17 protein-coding genes and 1 tRNA gene are annotated in these 20,202 nt (G+C 50.9%); 9 read left to right on the top strand and 9 right to left on the bottom strand.

The features are described 5' to 3' along the window. Positions 1–28: 28 nt before the first annotated feature. Entirely contained in the window at positions 29–1,240 is a 1,212-nt protein-coding gene (locus AC3QL0_RS03810) for an ABC transporter substrate-binding protein (RefSeq protein ID WP_493010154.1), read from the bottom strand. Positions 1,241–1,424: 184 nt separating this feature from the next. Here AC3QL0_RS03810 and AC3QL0_RS03805 point away from each other — a divergent pair, with 184 nt between their 5' ends. After that, a complete protein-coding gene (locus AC3QL0_RS03805; protein ID WP_493010153.1) occupies positions 1,425–2,456 on the top strand; it encodes a LacI family DNA-binding transcriptional regulator in 1,032 nt (343 codons plus the stop codon). Here the strand turns inward: AC3QL0_RS03805 and AC3QL0_RS03800 are convergent. Next, the gene (locus AC3QL0_RS03800; RefSeq protein WP_493010152.1) at positions 2,453–3,508 is read right to left on the bottom strand and encodes an NAD(P)H-dependent flavin oxidoreductase; all 1,056 of its coding nucleotides are present in this window, start codon (positions 3,506–3,508) and stop codon (positions 2,453–2,455) included. The genes AC3QL0_RS03805 and AC3QL0_RS03800 overlap by 4 nt on opposite strands. Before the next feature lie 184 nt (positions 3,509–3,692). On the opposite strand from AC3QL0_RS03800, the gene AC3QL0_RS03795 reads away from it, so the two are divergent. Genes AC3QL0_RS03795 through AC3QL0_RS03785 form a run of 3 tightly spaced genes read left to right on the top strand, consistent with a single transcriptional unit; the run spans position 3,693 to position 6,795 of the window. Continuing rightward, positions 3,693–4,241, top strand: coding sequence for an ATP-dependent zinc protease family protein (locus AC3QL0_RS03795; RefSeq protein ID WP_493010151.1), 549 nt, complete (start codon positions 3,693–3,695; stop codon positions 4,239–4,241). A gap of 25 nt (positions 4,242–4,266) precedes the next feature. Continuing rightward, a complete protein-coding gene (locus AC3QL0_RS03790; RefSeq protein WP_493010150.1) occupies positions 4,267–5,799 on the top strand; it encodes a UUP1 family membrane protein in 1,533 nt (510 codons plus the stop codon). 3 nt (positions 5,800–5,802) lie between these two features. After that, positions 5,803–6,795 carry an alpha-L-glutamate ligase-like protein gene (locus AC3QL0_RS03785; RefSeq protein ID WP_493010149.1) on the top strand — a complete coding sequence of 331 codons (993 nt, stop codon included), beginning with the start codon at positions 5,803–5,805 and terminating at the stop codon, positions 6,793–6,795. A 428-nt stretch (positions 6,796–7,223) separates the two neighbouring features. Here AC3QL0_RS03785 and leuA read toward each other — a convergent pair whose 3' ends face one another. Then, positions 7,224–8,903, bottom strand: a complete 1,680-nt coding sequence (gene leuA, locus AC3QL0_RS03780; protein ID WP_493010148.1) for a 2-isopropylmalate synthase — start codon at positions 8,901–8,903, stop codon at positions 7,224–7,226. 278 nt (positions 8,904–9,181) lie between these two features. Between leuA and AC3QL0_RS03775 the strand changes: the two genes are divergently transcribed. After that, positions 9,182–9,991 (top strand): AraC family transcriptional regulator, encoded by an 810-nt coding sequence (locus AC3QL0_RS03775; RefSeq protein ID WP_493010147.1) that lies wholly within the window; start codon positions 9,182–9,184, stop codon positions 9,989–9,991. Position 9,992: 1 nt separating this feature from the next. On the opposite strand, the gene AC3QL0_RS03770 is transcribed toward AC3QL0_RS03775, so the two are convergent. Next, the gene (locus tag AC3QL0_RS03770; RefSeq protein ID WP_493010146.1) at positions 9,993–11,216 is read right to left on the bottom strand and encodes an MFS transporter; all 1,224 of its coding nucleotides are present in this window, start codon (positions 11,214–11,216) and stop codon (positions 9,993–9,995) included. 106 nt (positions 11,217–11,322) lie between these two features. Between AC3QL0_RS03770 and AC3QL0_RS03765 the strand changes: the two genes are divergently transcribed. The 3 genes from AC3QL0_RS03765 (at position 11,323) to mutS (ending at position 15,686) form a co-directional block, all read left to right on the top strand. Then, positions 11,323–12,111 (top strand): AraC family transcriptional regulator, encoded by a 789-nt coding sequence (locus AC3QL0_RS03765; protein WP_493010145.1) that lies wholly within the window; start codon positions 11,323–11,325, stop codon positions 12,109–12,111. 100 nt (positions 12,112–12,211) lie between these two features. Further along, a complete protein-coding gene (locus AC3QL0_RS03760; protein WP_493010144.1) occupies positions 12,212–12,853 on the top strand; it encodes a LysE family translocator in 642 nt (213 codons plus the stop codon). Positions 12,854–13,013: 160 nt separating this feature from the next. After that, positions 13,014–15,686, top strand: coding sequence for a DNA mismatch repair protein MutS (gene mutS, locus AC3QL0_RS03755; RefSeq protein ID WP_493010143.1), 2,673 nt, complete (start codon positions 13,014–13,016; stop codon positions 15,684–15,686). 108 nt (positions 15,687–15,794) lie between these two features. Here the strand turns inward: mutS and AC3QL0_RS03750 are convergent, their stop codons facing one another. The 5 genes from AC3QL0_RS03750 to AC3QL0_RS03730 form a co-directional block, all read right to left on the bottom strand. Beyond that, complete coding sequence (locus AC3QL0_RS03750) at positions 15,795–16,292, bottom strand: hypothetical protein (protein WP_493010142.1); 498 nt, start codon at positions 16,290–16,292, stop codon at positions 15,795–15,797. Between the two features lie 130 nt (positions 16,293–16,422). Further along, on the bottom strand, positions 16,423–17,547 hold the full coding sequence (gene bamC / locus AC3QL0_RS03745; protein WP_493010935.1) for an NlpB/DapX family lipoprotein: 1,125 nt from the start codon (positions 17,545–17,547) through the stop codon (positions 16,423–16,425). Positions 17,548–17,552: 5 nt separating this feature from the next. After that, positions 17,553–18,458 carry a 4-hydroxy-tetrahydrodipicolinate synthase gene (dapA, locus tag AC3QL0_RS03740; RefSeq protein ID WP_135865881.1) on the bottom strand — a complete coding sequence of 302 codons (906 nt, stop codon included), beginning with the start codon at positions 18,456–18,458 and terminating at the stop codon, positions 17,553–17,555. 83 nt (positions 18,459–18,541) lie between these two features. After that, positions 18,542–19,192 (bottom strand): site-2 protease family protein, encoded by a 651-nt coding sequence (locus tag AC3QL0_RS03735; RefSeq protein ID WP_493010141.1) that lies wholly within the window; start codon positions 19,190–19,192, stop codon positions 18,542–18,544. Positions 19,193–19,268: 76 nt separating this feature from the next. Beyond that, complete coding sequence (locus tag AC3QL0_RS03730) at positions 19,269–19,895, bottom strand: L-threonylcarbamoyladenylate synthase (protein ID WP_493010140.1); 627 nt, start codon at positions 19,893–19,895, stop codon at positions 19,269–19,271. Between the two features lie 143 nt (positions 19,896–20,038). On the opposite strand from AC3QL0_RS03730, the gene AC3QL0_RS03725 reads away from it, so the two are divergent. Then, positions 20,039–20,114: transfer RNA gene (locus AC3QL0_RS03725), tRNA-His, on the top strand. Positions 20,115–20,202 lie beyond the last annotated feature (88 nt).

Below are 20,202 nucleotides of genomic sequence, written 5' to 3'. Positions count from 1 at the left end.
TTTGTGAGCCGGGCAGACGTTTCATGCATTACTTATTAACAATGGGTTTTGCTACGGCGGCGGCTTCTGGCCACACGGTCAACAATTTGCCATCTTGCCATTGCATCAGCGTAGTCGTCGCTGCTGTGTTCTGGCCGTTTTCAGCAAAGTCAAATCCCCAACCAGTTGCAGTAGAGCCTACTGGTTTTTTGTATGCCATTACTGCTTCACGGATTTTGTCTGCATCCATGGAACCGGCTTGCTCGATAATGTCGAAGAAAGCAACCGCACCCACATAGTTAGCCAGGCTGTGGCCGGAACGTGGCTCGCTGTTGTACTGCTGTTTGTAGGCCTCTACGAAAGCGCCCAAACCAGGAGCACCTGCTTCGTTAGTGTTGTACTGAGGGAAGTCCACATCAAACGCACCTTCGATGGTGTCGCCCAATGCTTTAGCAGTGTCAGTCAATGAGTAACCACCACCTGCGCCCAATACCGCTTTAGGTTTGTAGCCAGCAGATTTAGCCTGACGGAAGAACAAGATAGTGTCGTTCTGGTACGAAGTTTGCAGCACCACATCCGCTTGAGCACCGCGCAAACGCAGGATCAATGCAGACAAGTCCACCGCTTTAGCCGAGTAAGGCAGCACTTCCACTACGTCTAAGCCTAACTCTTTAGCACGTTCTTGTTGGAAGCCGCCCAGTGTTTTACCGTACAAGCCGTCTTCGTGAATGATCGCAACTTTCAGGCTTTTAGGGTCTACACCCAGTTCAGGAGCAATCACATCTTGCACAGCATCAACCATCGCGTAAGCAAAGTCTCTAGCGGTGGAGTTACTACGGAAAATATTCTGGTAACCACGATCGGTCACGCTGTCAGACACCGCGCCCAACTCAAAGTACGGTACGCCAGCCAGCTCTGTTACCTGTGTCGCAGCATAGGACAACGCAGAAGAGAAACTACCGAAAACGCCTTCCACGTTTTCTACAGACGTCAAACGACGGGCTTCACCCACGGCTTGGTTTGCATCCACGGCGTCGGCTTTCACCAATTTGATTTGTTTGCCCAGCACGCCGCCTTGTGCATTGCGTTCATTTACGGCCAATTCCAGGCCTCTATAGCTTTCATCACCTAGCTGAGCCAATGCTCCGCTGAAGGGATACAAAGCACCCATGCGAATTTCTTCTGCAGCCATTGCAGCAGAGGACATAGCCAGCACCGCGGCGGTTCCTGCCAGCAAGGAAGTTACTTTCTTGAAACGCATACTGTCTCCTTTATCAACACTAACTTGTGGCGTTACGCCAAACAAATCACTAGTTTCCTTATTTGAAGCGCTTCAAATGATGTCTATAAAAAAAGAGCAGTTAAGATGGATACTAGCTCATTTATAATTTGAAGCGTTTCAATTCATTTGCTGCTCATTATTACAACCACTAAAATCCTTGTCAATGAATAAGAACTACAGACTTTCCCGTACTAAAAAGCCTACCCTGGCTGACGTAGCCAAGCTGGCAGGCGTCTCTCTGGGTAGTGCTTCGCGTGCTCTTTCTGTACCTGAGCAAGTCAAACCCACCACTTTAGAAAAAGTAAACCAAGCCGTTTCCCAGCTAGGTTATATACGTGATGGCTCCGCCCGCGCCTTAGCCTCTAGACGCACGCATACCATTGCCGCGATCTACCCTACGCTGAATAACCCCATCTTTGCGCAATCTACCCATTCTATGCAGCAAGCTTTATGGGATAGAGGTTACCAACTGCTGATTGCTAGCCACGAATATCACACCCAAGACGAGCTACCCATTGTGCGTGCCACCTTGGAACGCGGTGTGGACGGCATCATCATGGTGGGGACAGATCACAGCGAAGAAGTGTTCTCTATCCTATCGCAGTTAAATATGCCCTATGTGCTGACGTGGTCGGTGGACGATAGCCACTACCCTTACTGCGTGGGCATATCCAACTTCGACGCTTCCTATGAGTTGGCGCAACATGTGCTCAAACACGGCCACACACGCATCGCTATCTGTGGTGGTCCCATAGAAAATAACGAACGATCTCGTGGACGTCGTAATGGCATTTTGACAGCCGCCGCACACGCGGGCATAGAAGTGCCAGAAAAATGGATGACCATACAACCCTTTTCGTACAAGGGTGGGCGTCAAGGTTTACGCGAATTATGGGCTTTAGATGACCGGCCCACTGTGCTGTTCTGCGGTACCGACTTGCAAGCCATAGGCGCACTGTACGAGTGCCAAATGCTAGGCATTCGCGTACCCGAAGACCTGTCTATTGTTGGTTTTGACGGTATGGAAGAGGCAACGATGGTGCACCCTAAGCTCACTACCATACGCATCCCTGCGGATGAAATTGGTTCACGAGCTGCCTTGTTGATGCTTGAGCTATTGGCGGGACACACCCCGCCAACAGAACGTCCCATCAAAACCGTGATTATTCCAGGCGAAAGCTTAGGACGGGTTTAAGCCATTTCTTTGGCAAGTGTACGCAGCAATTGGGCCGCTGGCATTTCACGTGCCAGCGGTGCTCCCTGCCCTGCCCATTGCGCGGCAAACTCATAATTGCCTTTTGCTACGGCAGCTGCATTCAGCTGTTTTGCCAAATCATAGGTTAAGGGGTACGACGGCACGGCTGGCGCGTCTTCAGCATCCCCCCATTGAATTAATTCATTCAACATGCCACGCGCAGGGCGACCGGACATCACCGGTGTGAGCCGTGTTGTCGCAGCACGATCACTGCGTAAGTTTTCGCGGTAACTGGTATTCGCTGAAGACTCGGGACACAGAATAAAAGCCGTACCCATCTGTGCTGCTACGGCCCCCAAGTCCAGCATGGCGCGTGCGCCTTGGCCATCCATAATGCCACCTGCCGCCACAATAGGGGTATGGCATTTTTTAACCAGTAAACGGGTCAGTACCGCCGTACTCAGACATTCGTCTGGACCATCAGGATCCATAATGCCTCGATGCCCACCCGCCTCTATACCTTGAGCAACAATCACATCAATACCCGCTTGTTCCAGCACCTTGGCTTCACGCAAACTGGTGGCTGATGCCATGGTAATAATGCCTGCTGCTTTTACCGCAGTAAGAAACGCATTATCGGGAATACCAAAATGGAAACTCAACACTGCAGGCTGTTGAGCCAGCATCAAGAACTGCATGGATTGATCGTCTAAGAAGGACGTATAGACCTCGGATAACGCCGTAGGAGGCGTAGCGCCAAAGCGCACAAAGTGCGGAGTAAAGTAACGTATCCACGCTTCTTCGCGTGCTGTGTCGAATTGTGCCGACTTGTGGCAGAACACATTAACGTTAAAGGGCTTGTCGGTCAGTGCTCGCGTGGCACTAATCATGTCCCGCGCTTGCTCCATAGAGCTGGCCCCCAAGCCCAGAGAACCCAAACCACCCGCATTGCTGACAGCAGCAGCCAATTCCGGTGTAGCCACTCCGGCCATCGGCGCTTGAATAATAGGGGTCTGCAACCCCAATTTGCCGATCAAGTCTAGCTGATTCATGGTTGTGTTCCCCTTTATATAATCATGCCCTTAAGCTATTCATCATACTACTGAGCGAAACAAACAGTAGTGATCACCCCAATCAGAGAAACAAAACGTATCAATATTTGACGATGTGCAGTCTGTTTTACAGAAATTCATCTGGTAAAATCAACCACTTGCTGAAAAAAATCAGGAGGTAGTGTTGACTCATACAACACGTACACGAACCACGCCACGTACTTTGAAACAACTGCTTTCTGTATGTGCTCTGGTTACAGGTCTATTTTCTACGACCAGTTCTGCCACCTCTACTCAAGCACTAGAAATTGCAGGCTACGTAGAGAAAGTACAAATCGCAGGTACCGACCTCGTTTTCGACGCCCGCCTTGACTCTGGCGCAACCACATCGTCACTCAACGCTTTGGATATAGAAAGATTCGAACGCGATGGCAAAGACTGGGTACGCTTTGACGTTGTAGACCCTAAAGACAAAGAAAAACGTATTGCGCTGGAATATCCCGTAAAACGCAATGTACGCATAGTCCGACACGACGGCAATCACCAAAACCGCCCAGTCATACAGTTGCCCCTATGCATTGGCTCTCACGAGCGCCTAGAAGATGTGTCTCTGGTCGATAGGTCTGAACTGACCTACCAACTACTAGTAGGCCGCAACCATATGCGCGGCGCCATCCTCATCGACTCAGGCAAGCGCTTTATGCACGAGCCTCGTTGCCCCAGTGCTTCCTAATTTAGTTTTTCGCTAACATTTCCTCATGAAACGATTACACCTGCCGTTGCTGGTATTCGTGTTGCTGGCTGTTGCCTGCAGCCTTTTCTTTTATAAAGTCCGTGTCCTGCAATTTCCGTTAATGCCTGTGAGTCAGGTAGAAGCGTGGACCGTAGAAGCCAATGTGGACTTTGTACCTTCTGGTAGTTCGGTCAAAGCAGAATTGCAATTGCCCGACTACACTCCCGGTTTCACCATTGTGGATGAAAGCTTTATCTCGCGTGGTTACGGCTTAAGCACCCAAACCACCAAAGAAGGCCGCACCGCTACGTGGACGCAACGCCGCCCCGGTGGCCCACAAACCTTGTACTACCGTGTGCAATTGGTGCGTGATAACCAACCTGTAGCACAACAAGGTTTCCCCGGTGTAGCCGCTAGACCCGAGCTGCCTCCCGCATTAGCTACCGCTGCCGATGCCTTGCTCGACGATATTCGTAGCCGCTCGGCTGACATCGACTCCTTCAGTACCTTGTTGGTGCAGGAGGTTAACCGTAGCCAGCCTAGTGAAAACGTAGCCGCCTTCTTGGCACGCACAGCAAGCTCGTTAGAACGCACACAATTGATTGTGGACTTATTGGCAGGTGCTCGTATTCCTGCTCGTGTAGTGCATGGCTTTAGCTTGTCTGATCGCAGCCAACACCAAAATGCGATTCCTTGGCTGCAATTTCACAATACCCGTGAATGGGTAGCGTTGAACCCTACTACGGGCGAACGCGGTTTTCCTGAAGACTTCTTGGTCTGGTGGGTAGGCGATAGCGCCAGCCCTCTGACATTGGACCGTGCCCGTCAAGGCAAGGTCACGTGGTCTACCAGCAGTAATTATCTGGATGCCATGACAGCAGCCAGCCAAGCTGCTGCGCAAAAACACACCGACAGTCTCTTGAGCTTCTCGCTGCAAGACCTGCCTATTGATGTGCAAAACACCTATCGCATCCTGCTGCTGTTGCCGCTGGGCACGCTGCTTATCGTGTTCTTACGTAACGTCATTGGCTTACGTACCTTCGGTACCTTCATGCCGGTGCTGATTGCGCTGTCATTCCGTGAAACGCAGTTAGTACACGGTGTGATCATGTTCTGCACCATTGTGGCCTTAGGCTTGGTACTGCGCTTCTATCTGGAACACTTAAAACTCTTACTGGTCCCCCGATTAGCGGCCGTTGTCACCATCGTGGTGGTGCTGATGACGTTACTCGCGGTGTTCTCACATCAGTTAGATATACAAGCAGGCTTGTCTCTGGGCTTATTCCCTATCGTGGTATTGGCCATGACCATTGAACGCATGTCGCTGGTCTGGGAAGAGCATGGCCCCGCCGATGCTATCCAACAAGGTGCAGGCAGTTTGGTAGTTGCTGCCGTATGTTATCTGCTGCTGGTGAACCGTTATATAGAACACTTGTTCTTCGTATTCCCAGAACTCATTCTGGTGGTACTGGCGTTGTTGCTGGCCTTGGGTAGATACACCGGCTACCGCTTGTCTGAGCTGTTCCGTTTTAGCTCGCTGCCGCGTCTGAAGGAGTAAGCTATGAAACGATGGATCAGTCCGCGAGAACTGCACCGTCTGGGCATTGCTGGCATGAACCAACGCAATGGCGAGTACATTGCCAAGCTGAATCCGCGCAGCCGCTACCCGTTGGTGGATGACAAAATTCTCACCAAAGAACTCGCCATCAAAGCTGGCGTTGCGGTACCTGAACTGTACGGTGTGATACATACCCACCGTGACATACGTTCACTAGGAGCCATGCTGCAAGACAAATCCAGCTTTGTGATAAAGCCGGTACACGGCAGCGGTGGTAGCGGTATTTTGGTATTCAACGGCAAAGACGACAAAGGCGCTTACCGCCGCGCCAATGGCCGCATGATGAGTACTGAAGCCTTGGCTCACCACGTCAGTAACATCTTGGCAGGTGCCTACTCCTTAGGGGGTAGGCCTGACACGGCCATGATCGAACAGCGTGTGGAATTTAGCCAAGCCTTTGAGCACTTAAGCTACCAAGGCGTGCCCGATACCCGCATTATTGTGTACCGAGGCTGCCCAGCCATGGCCATGATACGCTTGCCCACTCGCCACTCTGACGGCAAAGCTAACTTGCACCAAGGCGCTATTGGTACGGGTATTGACTTGGAAACCGGCCATACCACCGCTGGGGTATGGCTGAACCAACATATCACGCATCACCCTGATACCGAAGTGGCGGTAGCGGGTCACGAGATCCCCGATTGGGACATACAGTTGCGCTTGTCGTCACGCTGTTATGACCTAACTGAGCTAGGCTATTTAGGCGTGGACTTAGTGCTGGATGCCAACCACGGCCCTATGCTGCTAGAGCTGAACGCGCGTCCTGGCTTAGCGATTCAAATCGCCAACCAAGAGGGCTTGCATTGGCGCACTAGGGCTATTGATCACTGGCTAGCAGAACGTGCCGAAAACCCGCCTACCGCGGATGAGCGCGCACATTGGTTTGCTGAGAAAGGCTTACGTACGCTGATTGATGAAGCGGCTGCTCGCGGTTAGTCACTAGCGATTATGCCTAAAACAGCCCCTATTGTTGATGACGGTAGGGGCTTTTTTTATGTGTCGCTCAAGTAAAAGCCCGCTTAGTCACGACTGTCTGCCGTAGTCTTAGGCTGCGAAAGTATTTTTTAATTTGTACACCAAATAAAAAAACACTTCCATCCGCCTTCCCTTCGTCGCTTGCCTAGGGGTTTGCTTTGGTAATTGCTGATGGGTATTTCTCTTTCTGTGACAGATGAGAGAAGGTGTTTTGGTCGGATGGCAAATCGGATGACTTGCTTAGTGCCTTACAGGGTTGTGTATGTAGCCAAAGTGGAATGCTCGGGGAGACGGAGAGGAAACTTTTTTGATTTGGTGTCTCAAATCACAAAAAGCTTTCCTGCAGTCTCCCCGCGCGTGCGATGAATACTATCGCCAGACTTCAGCAATTACGACAATTCAGGCACCGTCGCTACAAACCTATTCATCGCACTAAGCACCGCCTGAATAGAGGCCGTCACAATATTAGGATGCTGTCCTACCCCAAAGCGCGAACCCGGTACGCCTGGCCACACCACTTCAACAATAGCCATGGCCGGTGCATCGGCTCCAGCCCCCATACTGCGTTCTTCATAACTATCCAAACGCACGGGTAAACCTAAGGCGGCCACCGCAGCCGCAATAGGCCCGTTGCCTGCACCTTCTATGCTGACTCGTTTCCCATCGGGCCCCGTCATCTCCAAGACAATGCATTGCAAACCAGCATCAGTGTCATGCAGCTTATGACTGTGATACACATACGCTGGGGATGCCTGTTGGCCACCCAAATAGCAGCGCTCGAACAAAGCCCACAACTGCGCACTATTCAGTTCGGTTTCACTACTGTCTGCGTGTTCTTGCACCACTGCACTGAACTCCACCTGCATACGTCGAGGCATGACCACGCCATAATCTCGCTGCAGCAAAAAGGCTATACCGCCCTTACCTGACTGGCTATTCACCCGCACGATGCTATCGTAGGTGCGACCCAAATCCTGTGGGTCTATGGGCAAATACGGTACACGCCACAACGCATCTGTTTTTTGTGCGGCAAAGCCTTTGGCAATCGCGTCTTGGTGCGAACCTGAAAACGCCGTAAACACCAAGTCGCCCACATAAGGATGGCGTGGGTGTATAGGTAACGCTGTCGTTTCTTCCACAATTCTGGCCACTGCCGAAATATCCGAGAAATCCAACTTGGGCGATATGCCCTGGGTGTACAAGTTCAACGCTAAGGTCACCAGATCTAAGTTACCACTGCGTTCGCCATTGCCAAACAAGCAGCCTTCTACTCGCTCCGCCCCCGCCAACATGGCTTGCTCTGCACACGCTACACCGGTGCCTCGATCATTGTGTGGGTGCACGGATAACACCACATGCTCACGTCGGTTCAAGTGTCTGTGCATCCACTCTATTTGGTCAGCAAACACATTGGGCGTAGAGACTTCTACGGTAGTAGGCAGGTTGATAATCATAGGCCGCGTAGGGCTTGCATCCCACGTTTCAATGGCGGTGTTGCACATCAATAAAGACACCTCCAACTCGGCCATGCAGAAGGTTTCTGGTGAGTACTGCAATACCCATTCTGTTTCTGGATGCTTGTCCGTCAGTTCACGCAGCAACTGCACGCTTTCTTGCACCATGACCTGAATTTGCGGCACTTCCATGTTGAATACCAACTCACGCCATGCTGGGGCAATGGCATTGTAGAAATGCACAATCACCCTATGTGCCCCCGCCACACTACGTACTGTTTCACGTATCAAATCGGGCCGTAATTGTGTGATCACCATAGGGGTCACATCATCGGGGATTTTTGCATCCTCAATCAGATGGCGCACAATCTCAAAATCTGTACGCGATGCCGATGGGAAACCCACTTCTATTTCTTTAAAACCAATGCGCACCAGTTCATCAAACAAACGCAGTTTGCGTTCTCTATTCATGGGCTCGAACAAGGCTTGGTTGCCATCACGCAAATCCGTAGATAACCACACTGGAGCTTGCGTTAAGGTACGCTCTGGCCATTGGCGATCTGGCAAATTGATGGCGGGAAAAGGTTTGTATTTTTGGGCCGGATTACTCAGCATAAACACCTCAGGAAAATCAAATTCGATGATTTGCCTGACTCCCCTTGCTAGGGAAAAGCTAGTACGGTTGGGGCCACGGGGAATCAGGACAAGTCACGGTGCGCACAGCGACGCACTGACCCCAACCTAGTGTCAGGGAGCGTAGTAGTCGTAGGCTGTGTAGTACGTGATGCATAGCGTAAAACCCAAAATCCATCCAAGGAATACACAGTGTAGGCTTGACCTGATTGTCTATCTACAGAAAAATAGACAGATTATTGTTCAAAATAGACAACCCTATGGCGATGACTGTAGACGGCGGAATCGCCACGTTTCTAGATCTGAAACACCACGAGCAAAGCACATTACTGGTTACGGGCGTGCATGGGCACTACCCCGCTCAGACGCACGTTCCTGCACACCAGCATGATTGCTATCACTTGTTGTATGCCGCTGACGGGTTGATGCGTGTAGAGACTGACAGCGGCGAATGGTTGCTTCCTCCCACTACGGCCGTATGGTTACGCCCGCAAACGGACCATGCTTTTTTTACCTATAGTCAGGTACGTGCGCACGGGTTGTTTATCAAGGCTGAAATCAGTAATCACTTGGCCGATCAAGACGCTGTGCTGCACGTGTCGCCACTACTGCGAGAGCTAATCATTGCGTTGTCACAAGATACTTTTACGCCCCCAACACTCTCGCGGCGTCATCAGCTACTGTCAGAATTACTGCTAGAAGAACTGCAGCAACAACAGCCTTTGCCCTGCTATTTACCGTGGCCCACAGACCCTGCTATGGCCCAAGTGTGTGATGCCCTTACGGCCAACTTGTCGCACTCGTTTACGGCCAATGATTGGGCAGATCGCCTTGCCATGAGCAGCAAGAGTTTTCATCGGCACTTTGAGCGCAGCACGGGCATGACCTTTGGACGCTGGCGTCAACAATGTAGACTGCTGCACTCGTTACCCATGCTATTGGATGACGCACCTATAGTCAGCGTTGCACTGACGTGCGGTTATGAAAGTCACAGCGCGTACTCTGTCGCCTTCAAAAAACACTTTGGCGTGTCGCCCTCTAGCTTTGTAGCGGCAACACGCCAAGCGTAGATTACTCTGCTGCTGCGGTAGCGACTGCTGCCTCAGCTACGGGTTCATCTTGTGGCAAATGGATGGCTCGGCCTGCCCCCATACCCAGCACGGCTTGCAGCACGCACAGCGCCATACATACATACAGCGGCACTTGCCAATTACCAACGGAATCGTGCAATGCACCCAACACGATGGGGCCTGCCGCTGCCAACAAATACCCTATGCACTGCGCCATTCCCGACAAAGCGGCTGCTTGTGCGGTGGTGGCGGCCCGCATACCAATGAAAGACAACCCCAAAATGAAGGTACCTGTCACACCAAAACCAAACACCGCTACCCATACTGTGGCGGCCACAGGAAACAACACCAAGCCCAACAAGCTCAACAAGGACAAGCTCGCCATCGAGATCGCAATACCGCGCTGATCTTTAGAGCGCTTCACCCAAGGCACCAACACCAATCCAGGAAAGGCTGTGGCCAACTGCATCAAACCGTGTAACGAGCCCGCTTGCGCTTGGCTATAACCCAAGTCCACCAACATAGCGGGCAACCACGTTGCCACAGAGTAGTAGGTCAACGATGTGGTACCAAAGAACAAGCTCACCTGCCATGCCAAACCCATGCTCCATACGCTGCGTTTGGTAGTCTTTTTAGTGGTAGCCGTGGCGGGCTGGGCACGTACGGCTTTAAGTTGCGGCAACCAAATCAAGGCACTTAGCAATGGCAACACCAAAAATACGCCTAATGACCATTGCCAGTTCAGGCTTTGCGCCAGCGGTACTACAACTGCCGAACCCGCAGCCGACGCCACCCCCATGGTGATGGCATACACCGCCGTCAGCGTTGTAATCTGTGTAGGGAAATCGCGCTTCAGCAAGCTGGGCAGCAAGGTATTACCTACCGCAATCCCCGCCCCCAAAATACTGGTACCGGCATACAGCCCCCACAGCGACCCTGACGAACGCAGCACAATGGCACCGCACATAATCAGCAACGCCACAAACAGAGCGCGCTCCAAGCCTATTTTTCGTGCCAACAATGGCGCAAATGGCGACACCACAAAAAAGCTCAACAGTGGCAAGGTAATCAATAACCCCGCCTCACTGGTGCTTAGCCCAAACACCGGTCGTAGGCTTTCCAATAATGGGCCTGCCGCGGTAAAGGGTCCACGCAAGGTGGTCGCGAAAAGTAAAATCCCCAGTACCAACCATGCCGACCGGGGAAGTTTAGAAAACACTGACATACAGAGATTCACTACATGTTGAATTAGCCAGCCTCTACGATAGCCCACCCCGCCCTTTCTGAATTTACTTATAATGACTATTTATTGCTAAAAACGGTCAACATTCATGCCAGCCCCTCTGTATCAAGCTACGACCAGCTTCGATCCCGATGCTCTGCCATACCCTGTCACTGCATTACGGGATAATGCACGCGAAGAATCTAGAGAGTTACCCTTTCATCGACACCATAAAGGGCAACTGGTCGTTTCGTTTCAAGGTGGCGTGATGTGTCAGGCTGAGGGTGGCATGTGGATGGTGCCGCCACGCTGCGGGGTATGGATTCCTGGGGGTATGCTACACAGCAATCACATCACTGCCAACGGACACGTCTACCTACTATTTGTAGACCCTGCTATTAGTGGCTTACCCGAGCACTGTTGCACACTATCGCTGACTCCCTTAGTCGTTGAGCTGATCCGGCACATAGCGCAACTGGAAGATCCTAGCGACTTAGATCTACCACATGAAAAGCAACTCACCGCCGTTTTGCTTGAAGAGCTACGACGCATGCAGGTAGAACAACTTCACCTGCCTATACCCGAACATCCGGCATTACAACGCATCGCTTATGCGCTCATACGCCACCCAAACAACCGCAACACCGTCGCGCAATGGGCGGAACAAGTGGCGATGAGTGAGCGCACCTTAGCCAGACTGGTACAGCGTGAAACCCGTATGAGTTTTGGGCGGTGGCGTCAGCAATTACACATACTGATTGCCCTACAACAATTAGCAGCAGGTTCTAGTGTGCAACGCGTGTCGGATGCACTGGGATACGAGTCCGTCAGTGCCTTTATTACGATGTTTCGCAAAGCACTGGGTAAACCACCGGGTCGCTATATTGCGGAACAGTAGAGTCCCTGTCATCATCGCGCTACAACAGTGCATTCAGCACCCCAGCATCGTAGAATAAAGGCGTGCTATCGCCTAATAATCACAGCAATAAAGCCTAGTCATGTCTTTAGAATTACTACTGTTATTTATACCAGCCTGTTTTGCCTTAAATATGGCGCCAGGCCCTAACAACCTGCTTTCTGTCTCTAACGCTACCCGCTTTGGTTTTGGTGTCTCGTGCTTAGCGGGCATAGGCCGCTTAGTCGCCTTTGTAGGCATGATTGCTATTGCGGCGTCCGGTTTAGCCGTGGTGCTACAAACCTCGGCCATCGCCTTCACCGTCATCAAAGTAGTAGGCGCCATGTACTTGTTTTACTTGGCATGGCAATTGTGGCGTGCGCCGGTTAGCCAAGTCCCTCAAGATGACAACCGCGGCACCAGTAAAAACTACAGCTTATGGAAACTGATGCGCCAAGAGTTTATGGTGGCGGCCGGTAACCCAAAAGCCATCTTAATCTTCACCGCTTTCTTGCCCCAATTCGTGAACCCTGCAGATGCCGCTGCCCCCCAGTTTTTGGTGTTAGGCAGTTTGTTTTTGGTATTGGAATGGATAGCCATCGCCGCCTACGCGTACATGGGCGCGCACTTAGGTAAATGGTTCGCCGTGCCAGAACGCCAGCGCCGGTTTAACCGTGGTTGTGCGACATTGCTTGGGGCGGCGGGGTGTGGGTTGCTACTTTCTAGAAATAGCGCAGCAACCTAAATCATCACATCTGCCTACCTGCGGATTGCATAGCCCACCCATCCCACGCGACAATAGCGACTATGCACTACACTAGGGATCACCCTTTTACCTGCTACAGGTACTAGCGTGATCCCTTGCATTCTCTACACCCGTTTAGATAGGCACAGATAGCACCAACATGACCGACAAGAAACGTACGACTCCTGATACATCATTGCAAAGCAACACCACTCAAAACATTGATATTGAAGCCTTGGAGTTCTCGAATCACACGCCGATGATGAAGCAATACTTGCGTCTCAAGGCTGAGGCCGGTTCGCATCTGTTGTTCTACCGAATGGGGGATTTTTATGAGCTGTTCTACCAAGACGCCGAGCGTGGTGCGCGACTGCTAAACCTCACGCTTGCTAAACGTGGCTCGTCTAACGGTGAACCTGTACCTATGGCGGGTGTACCCTTCCACTCTATGGAAGGCTACTTAGCACGACTCGTCGCACTGGGCGAGTCAGTCGCCATTTGTGAGCAAGTGGGTGACCCTGCTACCAGCAAAGGCCCGGTAGAACGCCAAATTGTGCGTATTGTCACGCCAGGCACCTTAACCGATGATGCTCTGCTACCTAGCAAAGCCGACCGTATTATTGCTGCCTTGGTACCGGGACGTAAAAACCGTCAAGATGTCATCGGCTTGGCATGGATGAACTTGGCTAACGGTGAATTTACCGTAAGCGAATGCCAACCCGATATGCTGGATTCTGAACTCAGCCGTTTAGAACCTGCTGAGCTGGTCATGAGCGATAGCTGCCAACAAACGCTATCCAACCCGTATAGACTTAGCCGTGTGCCAGACTGGCACTTTGAAAGCACAGGCGCGGAACAAACACTGTGCACACATTTTGCTGTGGATAGTTTGTCGGCCTTTGGCTTAGATGACTACCCTGTAGCGCTGTGTGCAGCTGGCGCCCTGCTGCGTTATGTAAGCCATACACAATCGCAAAGCTTAAACCACATCCACAAACTGAGCGTGCATCACAGCGGCGAGTTTGTGGTGCTGGATAGCGTGACACGTAAGAACTTAGAGCTTACTGAAACCATTAGTGGTGAAACGTCCCCCACACTGTTTTCTACACTGGATCATTGCCAAACCCCTATGGGTGCACGGTTATTGCGCCGTTGGCTGCACCATCCACTGCGTAATAACGATGCAGTACTGGAGCGCCAGCAAATCGTGTCGTCGCTGCTCACTGGTGTACCTAGCCAGCACTTTCAGACGCTACATAAGCTGCTGCGTAACTTTCCCGACTTAGAACGTATCTCTACCCGTATCGCATTAAGCAGTGTGCGCCCGCGCGAGCTGGCTAGCCTACGCGACGCGCTGCAAGAACTACCTACCTTTCATCAACTGTTGAGCCAGCATTTTCCTGCCACACCAGCGTTGGAACGGTTGACTTGTCAATTGCAGCTAGATCCAGAACTTGCCACACTATTGCACCAGTCTATTGCGCCTGAACCCGCCCTCCTGGTACGTGATGGTGGCGTGATTGCGGATGGCTATGATAGCGAATTGGATGAACTGCGATCACTTGCCAGCGATAACGGTGAGTTCCTGATGAAAATGGAACAGCGCGAGCGTGAGCGCACAGGCATTTCTACCCTACGTGTAGAGTTCAACCGTGTACATGGCTTCTTTATTGAGGTTAGCCGCGCTCAAGCCGACAACGTGCCCGAAGACTACCGTCGTCGCCAAACACTCAAAAATGCAGAACGCTTTATCACGCCCGAGCTAAAAGAGTGGGAAGACAAAGTGCTGTCAGCCAAAGAGCGTAGTCTGGCCAAAGAAAAATTCCTGTTTGAAACGCTGCTGCAAACACTGACAGATTTCACCGTTCCTTTGTCATTGGCAGCATCTGCCTTAGCGGAAATTGATGCTCTGGCTTCTTTTGCCCATCACGCCTTGATGAATGACTGGGTAGCGCCTGAGTTGAGTGATCAAGCTGGTGTATGGATTCAAGCTGGCCGCCACCCTGTGGTAGAACACAGCATTGAGCACTTCACGCCCAACCATTGTGATTTGCGCCACGACAGACGCTTACTACTGATTACCGGTCCTAACATGGGCGGTAAATCCACCTACATGCGTCAGAATGCACTGATTGCACTACTGGCCCGTACGGGTAGTTACGTCCCCGCTACTGCGGCACGCATTGGCCCTGTAGACCGTATTTTCACGCGTATTGGTGCTGCTGATGACTTGGCTGGTGGTCGTTCTACCTTCATGATGGAAATGACCGAAGCGGCGGCTATTTTGGCCTCAGCCACTTCTCACAGCATTGTGCTGATGGATGAAATTGGTAGAGGTACGTCTACCTACGACGGTTTGGCACTGGCATGGGCTATTGCACATCGCTTGCTGACCCACAACCAAGCTCTCACGCTGTTTGCTACGCACTACTTTGAAATCACTCGACTGCCCGATAGCGAACCAGCTTGCATGAACGTACATTTGGCGGCGGCAGAATCCTCCCAAGGCATAGTGTTCTTGCACGAAGTTCAAGAAGGCCCCGCCAGCCGTAGTTACGGTATTCAAGTGGCGCAACGCGCTGGCATTCCTATGGCGGTGATTAGACAAGCCATGCGCGAACTGAACCATCTGGAATCGCAACACCCCAGCAATCAGTTAGATTTGTTCTCTGCTCCTGCAGCGGAAGACAGCTTAGCTGCTGTACCTAGTATTGAAGATGAGCAAGCGCTAGAACTACAACGCCGCTTTAATGAGCTAGATGTGGACAATTTAAGTGCACGCGATGCGTTGGACTTGCTGTACGACTGGAAGCAACAGTTTCCACGCCAGTAAAGAGAAGATCGCTCACATGAGCATTGCCCTACACAGCAAGGCTCATGACCCTGAATACTAAAAAGCCCCACGTACACACGCGGGGCTTTTTATATACGTAGCGCAGTTTTAGCCTAAAGGATCAGGAGCCGTATTCTGTAATACCAATAACTCATGATTGGTGCCCAAACCGCTATAGCGTTCCGACGCTACAGAGACTTGTACCGTAGCATCCGCAATGGGATAGACCTTATTACCTATGTGTAAAGACGTAGGCATAGCATGATCACCGGATACATGCAAAACAGCAGAGCCTGTAAGCATATAGACTTCGCGTCTATTGCCATACTCCACCACATTGGCCTTAGCGCCTGGTGACAGCTCTAGATAGGCCGCCCCTTCCCATGCATGCGTCAGCGTTTTAGTACCGGCATCTAGCTTAGTGGTAGAGAAACGCTCTTGCCATTGCAAACCCACATACGCCACCAGCACAGACGCCAAAATAAAGCTGGCCACACATAACAACATACCCCAGCTACCCGGTTTAAGCACTTTGCGCAAAGCCTGGTCCAAGCGAGATTGCTCTGCTTGATTCATTTTTACCGCCGAAAGATATGCACTAGTCATGTCCTGCCTCATCACCAACATTAAATGATATTAATTCTCATTATCTATAAGTTGAGAGAGATTGTCTAGCCTTTAGTGCAATAAAAAAGCCCACCTGTTTATAGGTGGGCTTTTACGAAAAACGTGCTGCTTATTTTCCGATATGGTTGGACAGTACCGTGATGATACGGCGGGCCGTATCGGTAGAGATGGTTTGACCATCTTTGTCCAGCACAGTAACCACAGAGCCACTGCCCTGCGATACCACACGAATGCGGAATACCTGAGCTTCTGCCGTGTTACGACCACCAAACATACGAGTAAAGATGTTGGCTTGCTCGATTTTCTCACCAGTGTCGGAATCCAAGTAACGGATGAAGTACTCACCGCTGGAACGATCACGATCTTCTAACGCAAAACCAGCGGAATCAATCGCTACACCCACACGACGCCATGCACGGTCGAACGGCTCGTTCAAACGCAAGAAAGCTTCGCTAGAGGTAGTGACGGTTTCTACTGCTGTGCCGCGCTCTGTTTGTTCCGCTTGTGTCACTTTGGACTGAGCACGTTCTTGATCCGTACCCAAGTACACCATCAAGCGAGCCAACATGGCTGCGTTCAGGTTAGGATCTTCTTTACCGTATACCCACTTGAAGGTTGTACCGTCAGGTGTAGGCGTTTCTTCCATGTGCTGGTGACTGATATAAATCTCAGTCTTGCCATTCACACGTTCCATACGGGTAGTAAAGCGCTCACGCTCGCCACTGTCGAATACTTGATCCACGATGGCGCCCAACGCACTGCGAATCCAGCCTTCAGGAATCTTGGCACGGTTTTCAGCCCAATCTGTTTGGATCACACCAGCACGAGGATCTTGGCTACGAATCGTAAAGCCTTGTGTTCCCCAGAACTCAATCACTTCTGGGAAAATTTTCTCTGCAGGCATGTCCACAACCAGCCAGCGCAACTGACCATCGCGCTTAACCTCAATACCATCTGTTTGCGGCAGGATGTTAGAGCCACTGGAGGCTGCTTGTTGCTGCGCTTCTCGTGACTGCATGTAGCTGCTGAAGCTGGTGCCTTCCGGTGCTTTGTAATGAGCATCGGCCTGAGCTTGTGTTAGATCAGGTGGAACGCTTAAAGGCTCGCCGCGTACTGTACTTTTGTAATCTACGCTTTCTGCACCACCGGTAATTTCTTCCAGAGTGGAACAGCCACTTAGCGCTACAGCACCCAGGCCTACCGTCAAGGCGGCACAAATCTTGGTTAAACGCATTGTTCTCATGAAATCAGACCTGCATCCCTTAATGTTTGACGCAACATATCGTGAAACTTCTCGTTCAAGGGAGTCAATGGCAATCTGTAACCCAATTGCATTCTCCCCATTTCAGCCAGCGCCCATTTTACAGGGATAGGATTGGCTTCGATAAACAATTTGCTGTTTAGTTCGGCCAAAACCATGTTCAAGCGACGAACTTCTGGCAAATTGCCTGCTAAAGCGGCCATACACAGATCGTGCATCATGCGTGGTGCCACGTTGGCAGTCACAGAGATATTGCCTTTACCACCTAGCAGTATCAGTGCAGCAGCAGTAGCATCGTCACCGCTCAGCACAATGAATTCTTCAGGTTTGTCACGCAGCAGTGCGCTCAAACGACCGATATTTCCAGTAGCATCTTTTACACCAATAATGTTTGGCACATGAGCCAAACGCACGATGGTGTCGTTGTCCATGTCAGCAACTGTACGGCCTGGCACGTTGTACAAGAAAGACGGCAGATCAACTGTTTCCGCAATTTTACGGAAATGTTGGTACATACCTTCTTGAGTAGGCCTATTGTAGTAAGGCACGACGGACAAGCCTGCATCAGCACCTACGCTTTGTGCGTGACGAGACAGTTCGATGGCTTCAGCTGTAGAGTTCGCCCCTACACCAGCAATAACTGGGATACGACCAGCAGCGTGCTTAACAGCAATGCTGATCAGTTCAGCATTTTCATCCATGCTGACGGTAGGCGATTCGCCTGATGTACCCACTACAACGATAGCATCTGTGCCTTCAGCCACATGCCAATCGATCAACTTTCGATACGCCTCGATATCCAGCTGCCCATCCGGGAACATAGGGGTAACAAGCGCAACCATACTGCCTTGAAATACAGGCGTTGCATTCTCCGAGTTTGCCATAATCGAGGTTTTCTCCAGAATCAAAAAGCGGCACACATCTTACAACATAAAGATCATTGCAGTTTACAGGATTCACCGCAAAATCATAAGAACCAGCTCACCACTTTCTGCCCAAATGACAAAAATGGTGCTAAAGCTATACCTAATACGTTAGTAAGCATCAATACAATCAAAATCAGCATGCCGTATGGCTCGATTCGGCCATACTGATACGCCCATTTATTAGGCAGCAAGCTAAATACTATCCTGCCCCCATCTAGTGGTGGCAACGGAATTAGGTTCAGGGCCATCAACACCAAGTTCACCCAGATACCGGCTATCGCCATACGGGGGAAGAAACCGGTGTGAGGCATACCGTTATCCAGCATCAAGCGCAGGGCAATAGCCCAACCTATGGCCATCACTAAGTTTGAGGCTGGCCCCGCCAACGCCACCCACAACATATCGCGTTTGGGTTGACGCAGCTTGGACCAATTTACTGGTACGGGCTTGGCCCAACCGAACAATAAACCAGCCCCACCCATCATGCTAGTAGTAAATAGTAAGAATAGCGGTACAGCAATCGTACCGATGGGATCTATATGGGGAATGGGGTTCAGCGTAATGCGCCCTGCCTGTGCTGCCGTATTATCGCCAAAGAAGCGTGCCACATAGCCGTGAGAGGCTTCGTGCAACGTAATCGCAAACAAAACAGGCAGAGCATAGACCGTGATGGTCTGTATTAAGTCATTCATGAAAAACCGTAGTTCAAAGCATTTTTGCCATTATTCACCAGAGTTGTGCACAAAAGCAAAAAAACTGCCTTAACCCTTACGATAGTCCTAATTTGGTAGGATCACCTGCACCTACACGCACCACTACCGGTGTTTCGTCAGTTAAGTCGATCACTGTAGTCGGTTGCATAGAGCATGCCCCACCATCTACCACCGCTTCAATTTGGCCCTTGTAGCGTTTTTCAATTTCCACCACGTCATTGAGCGCCTCGCTTTCCCCTTCAGGAATCAGCGTAGTTGATAGCAGTGGCGAACCCACTTGATCAATCAGCTCACGTACGATCTTGTTATCAGGCACACGTATACCAATAGTCTTACGTGAAGGGTGAGACACACGGCGAGGTACTTCTTTAGTTGCCTCTAGAATAAACGTCCACGGACCAGGCGTAGCCATCTTCAGCAAACGGTATTGACTGTTTCCTACTTTGGCAAACGTACTAATCTCTGCCAAGTCTCGACATAACACCGTCAGGTTATGACGCTCATCCAGACCTCGTACCCGTCGCAAATCTTCAGCGGCTGACTTATCGTCCAGACGCGCAACCACGGCATAGCTAGAGTCGGTTGGTACAGCTACTAAGCCGCCCTTAGCTAGGATCTGCGCCGCTTGAGCCAGAATGCGTCCTTGGGGATTTTCAGGATGAACAACAAATACCTGTGTCATAGTCAAACTCCTTTGTATAGGTCTGAACCACTATAGAGCAAAGCGCTGTTTCTCGCCAAACTCGTTAAACTTTATTTATTTTGCTGCAAACTTGTGCAAAAAATAAAAATACTGCTATAATCATTTTTCTTTGCTACACAATGGTGGCCGTAGCTCAGTTGGTAGAGTCCCGGATTGTGATTCCGGTTGTCGTGGGTTCGAGCCCCATCGGTCACCCCAAATTTCTTCTAATTTTCATACACATAAAAGAAAAACAATTTTTCATAGTATGAAAGGTTAGAACAAAAAATAAGCTTCAGAACTAAGA

The organism is Paenalcaligenes sp. GW821-LYS-B07-1 (assembly GCF_058803365.1).
This window is presented reverse-complemented; position numbering and strand designations above follow the sequence as displayed.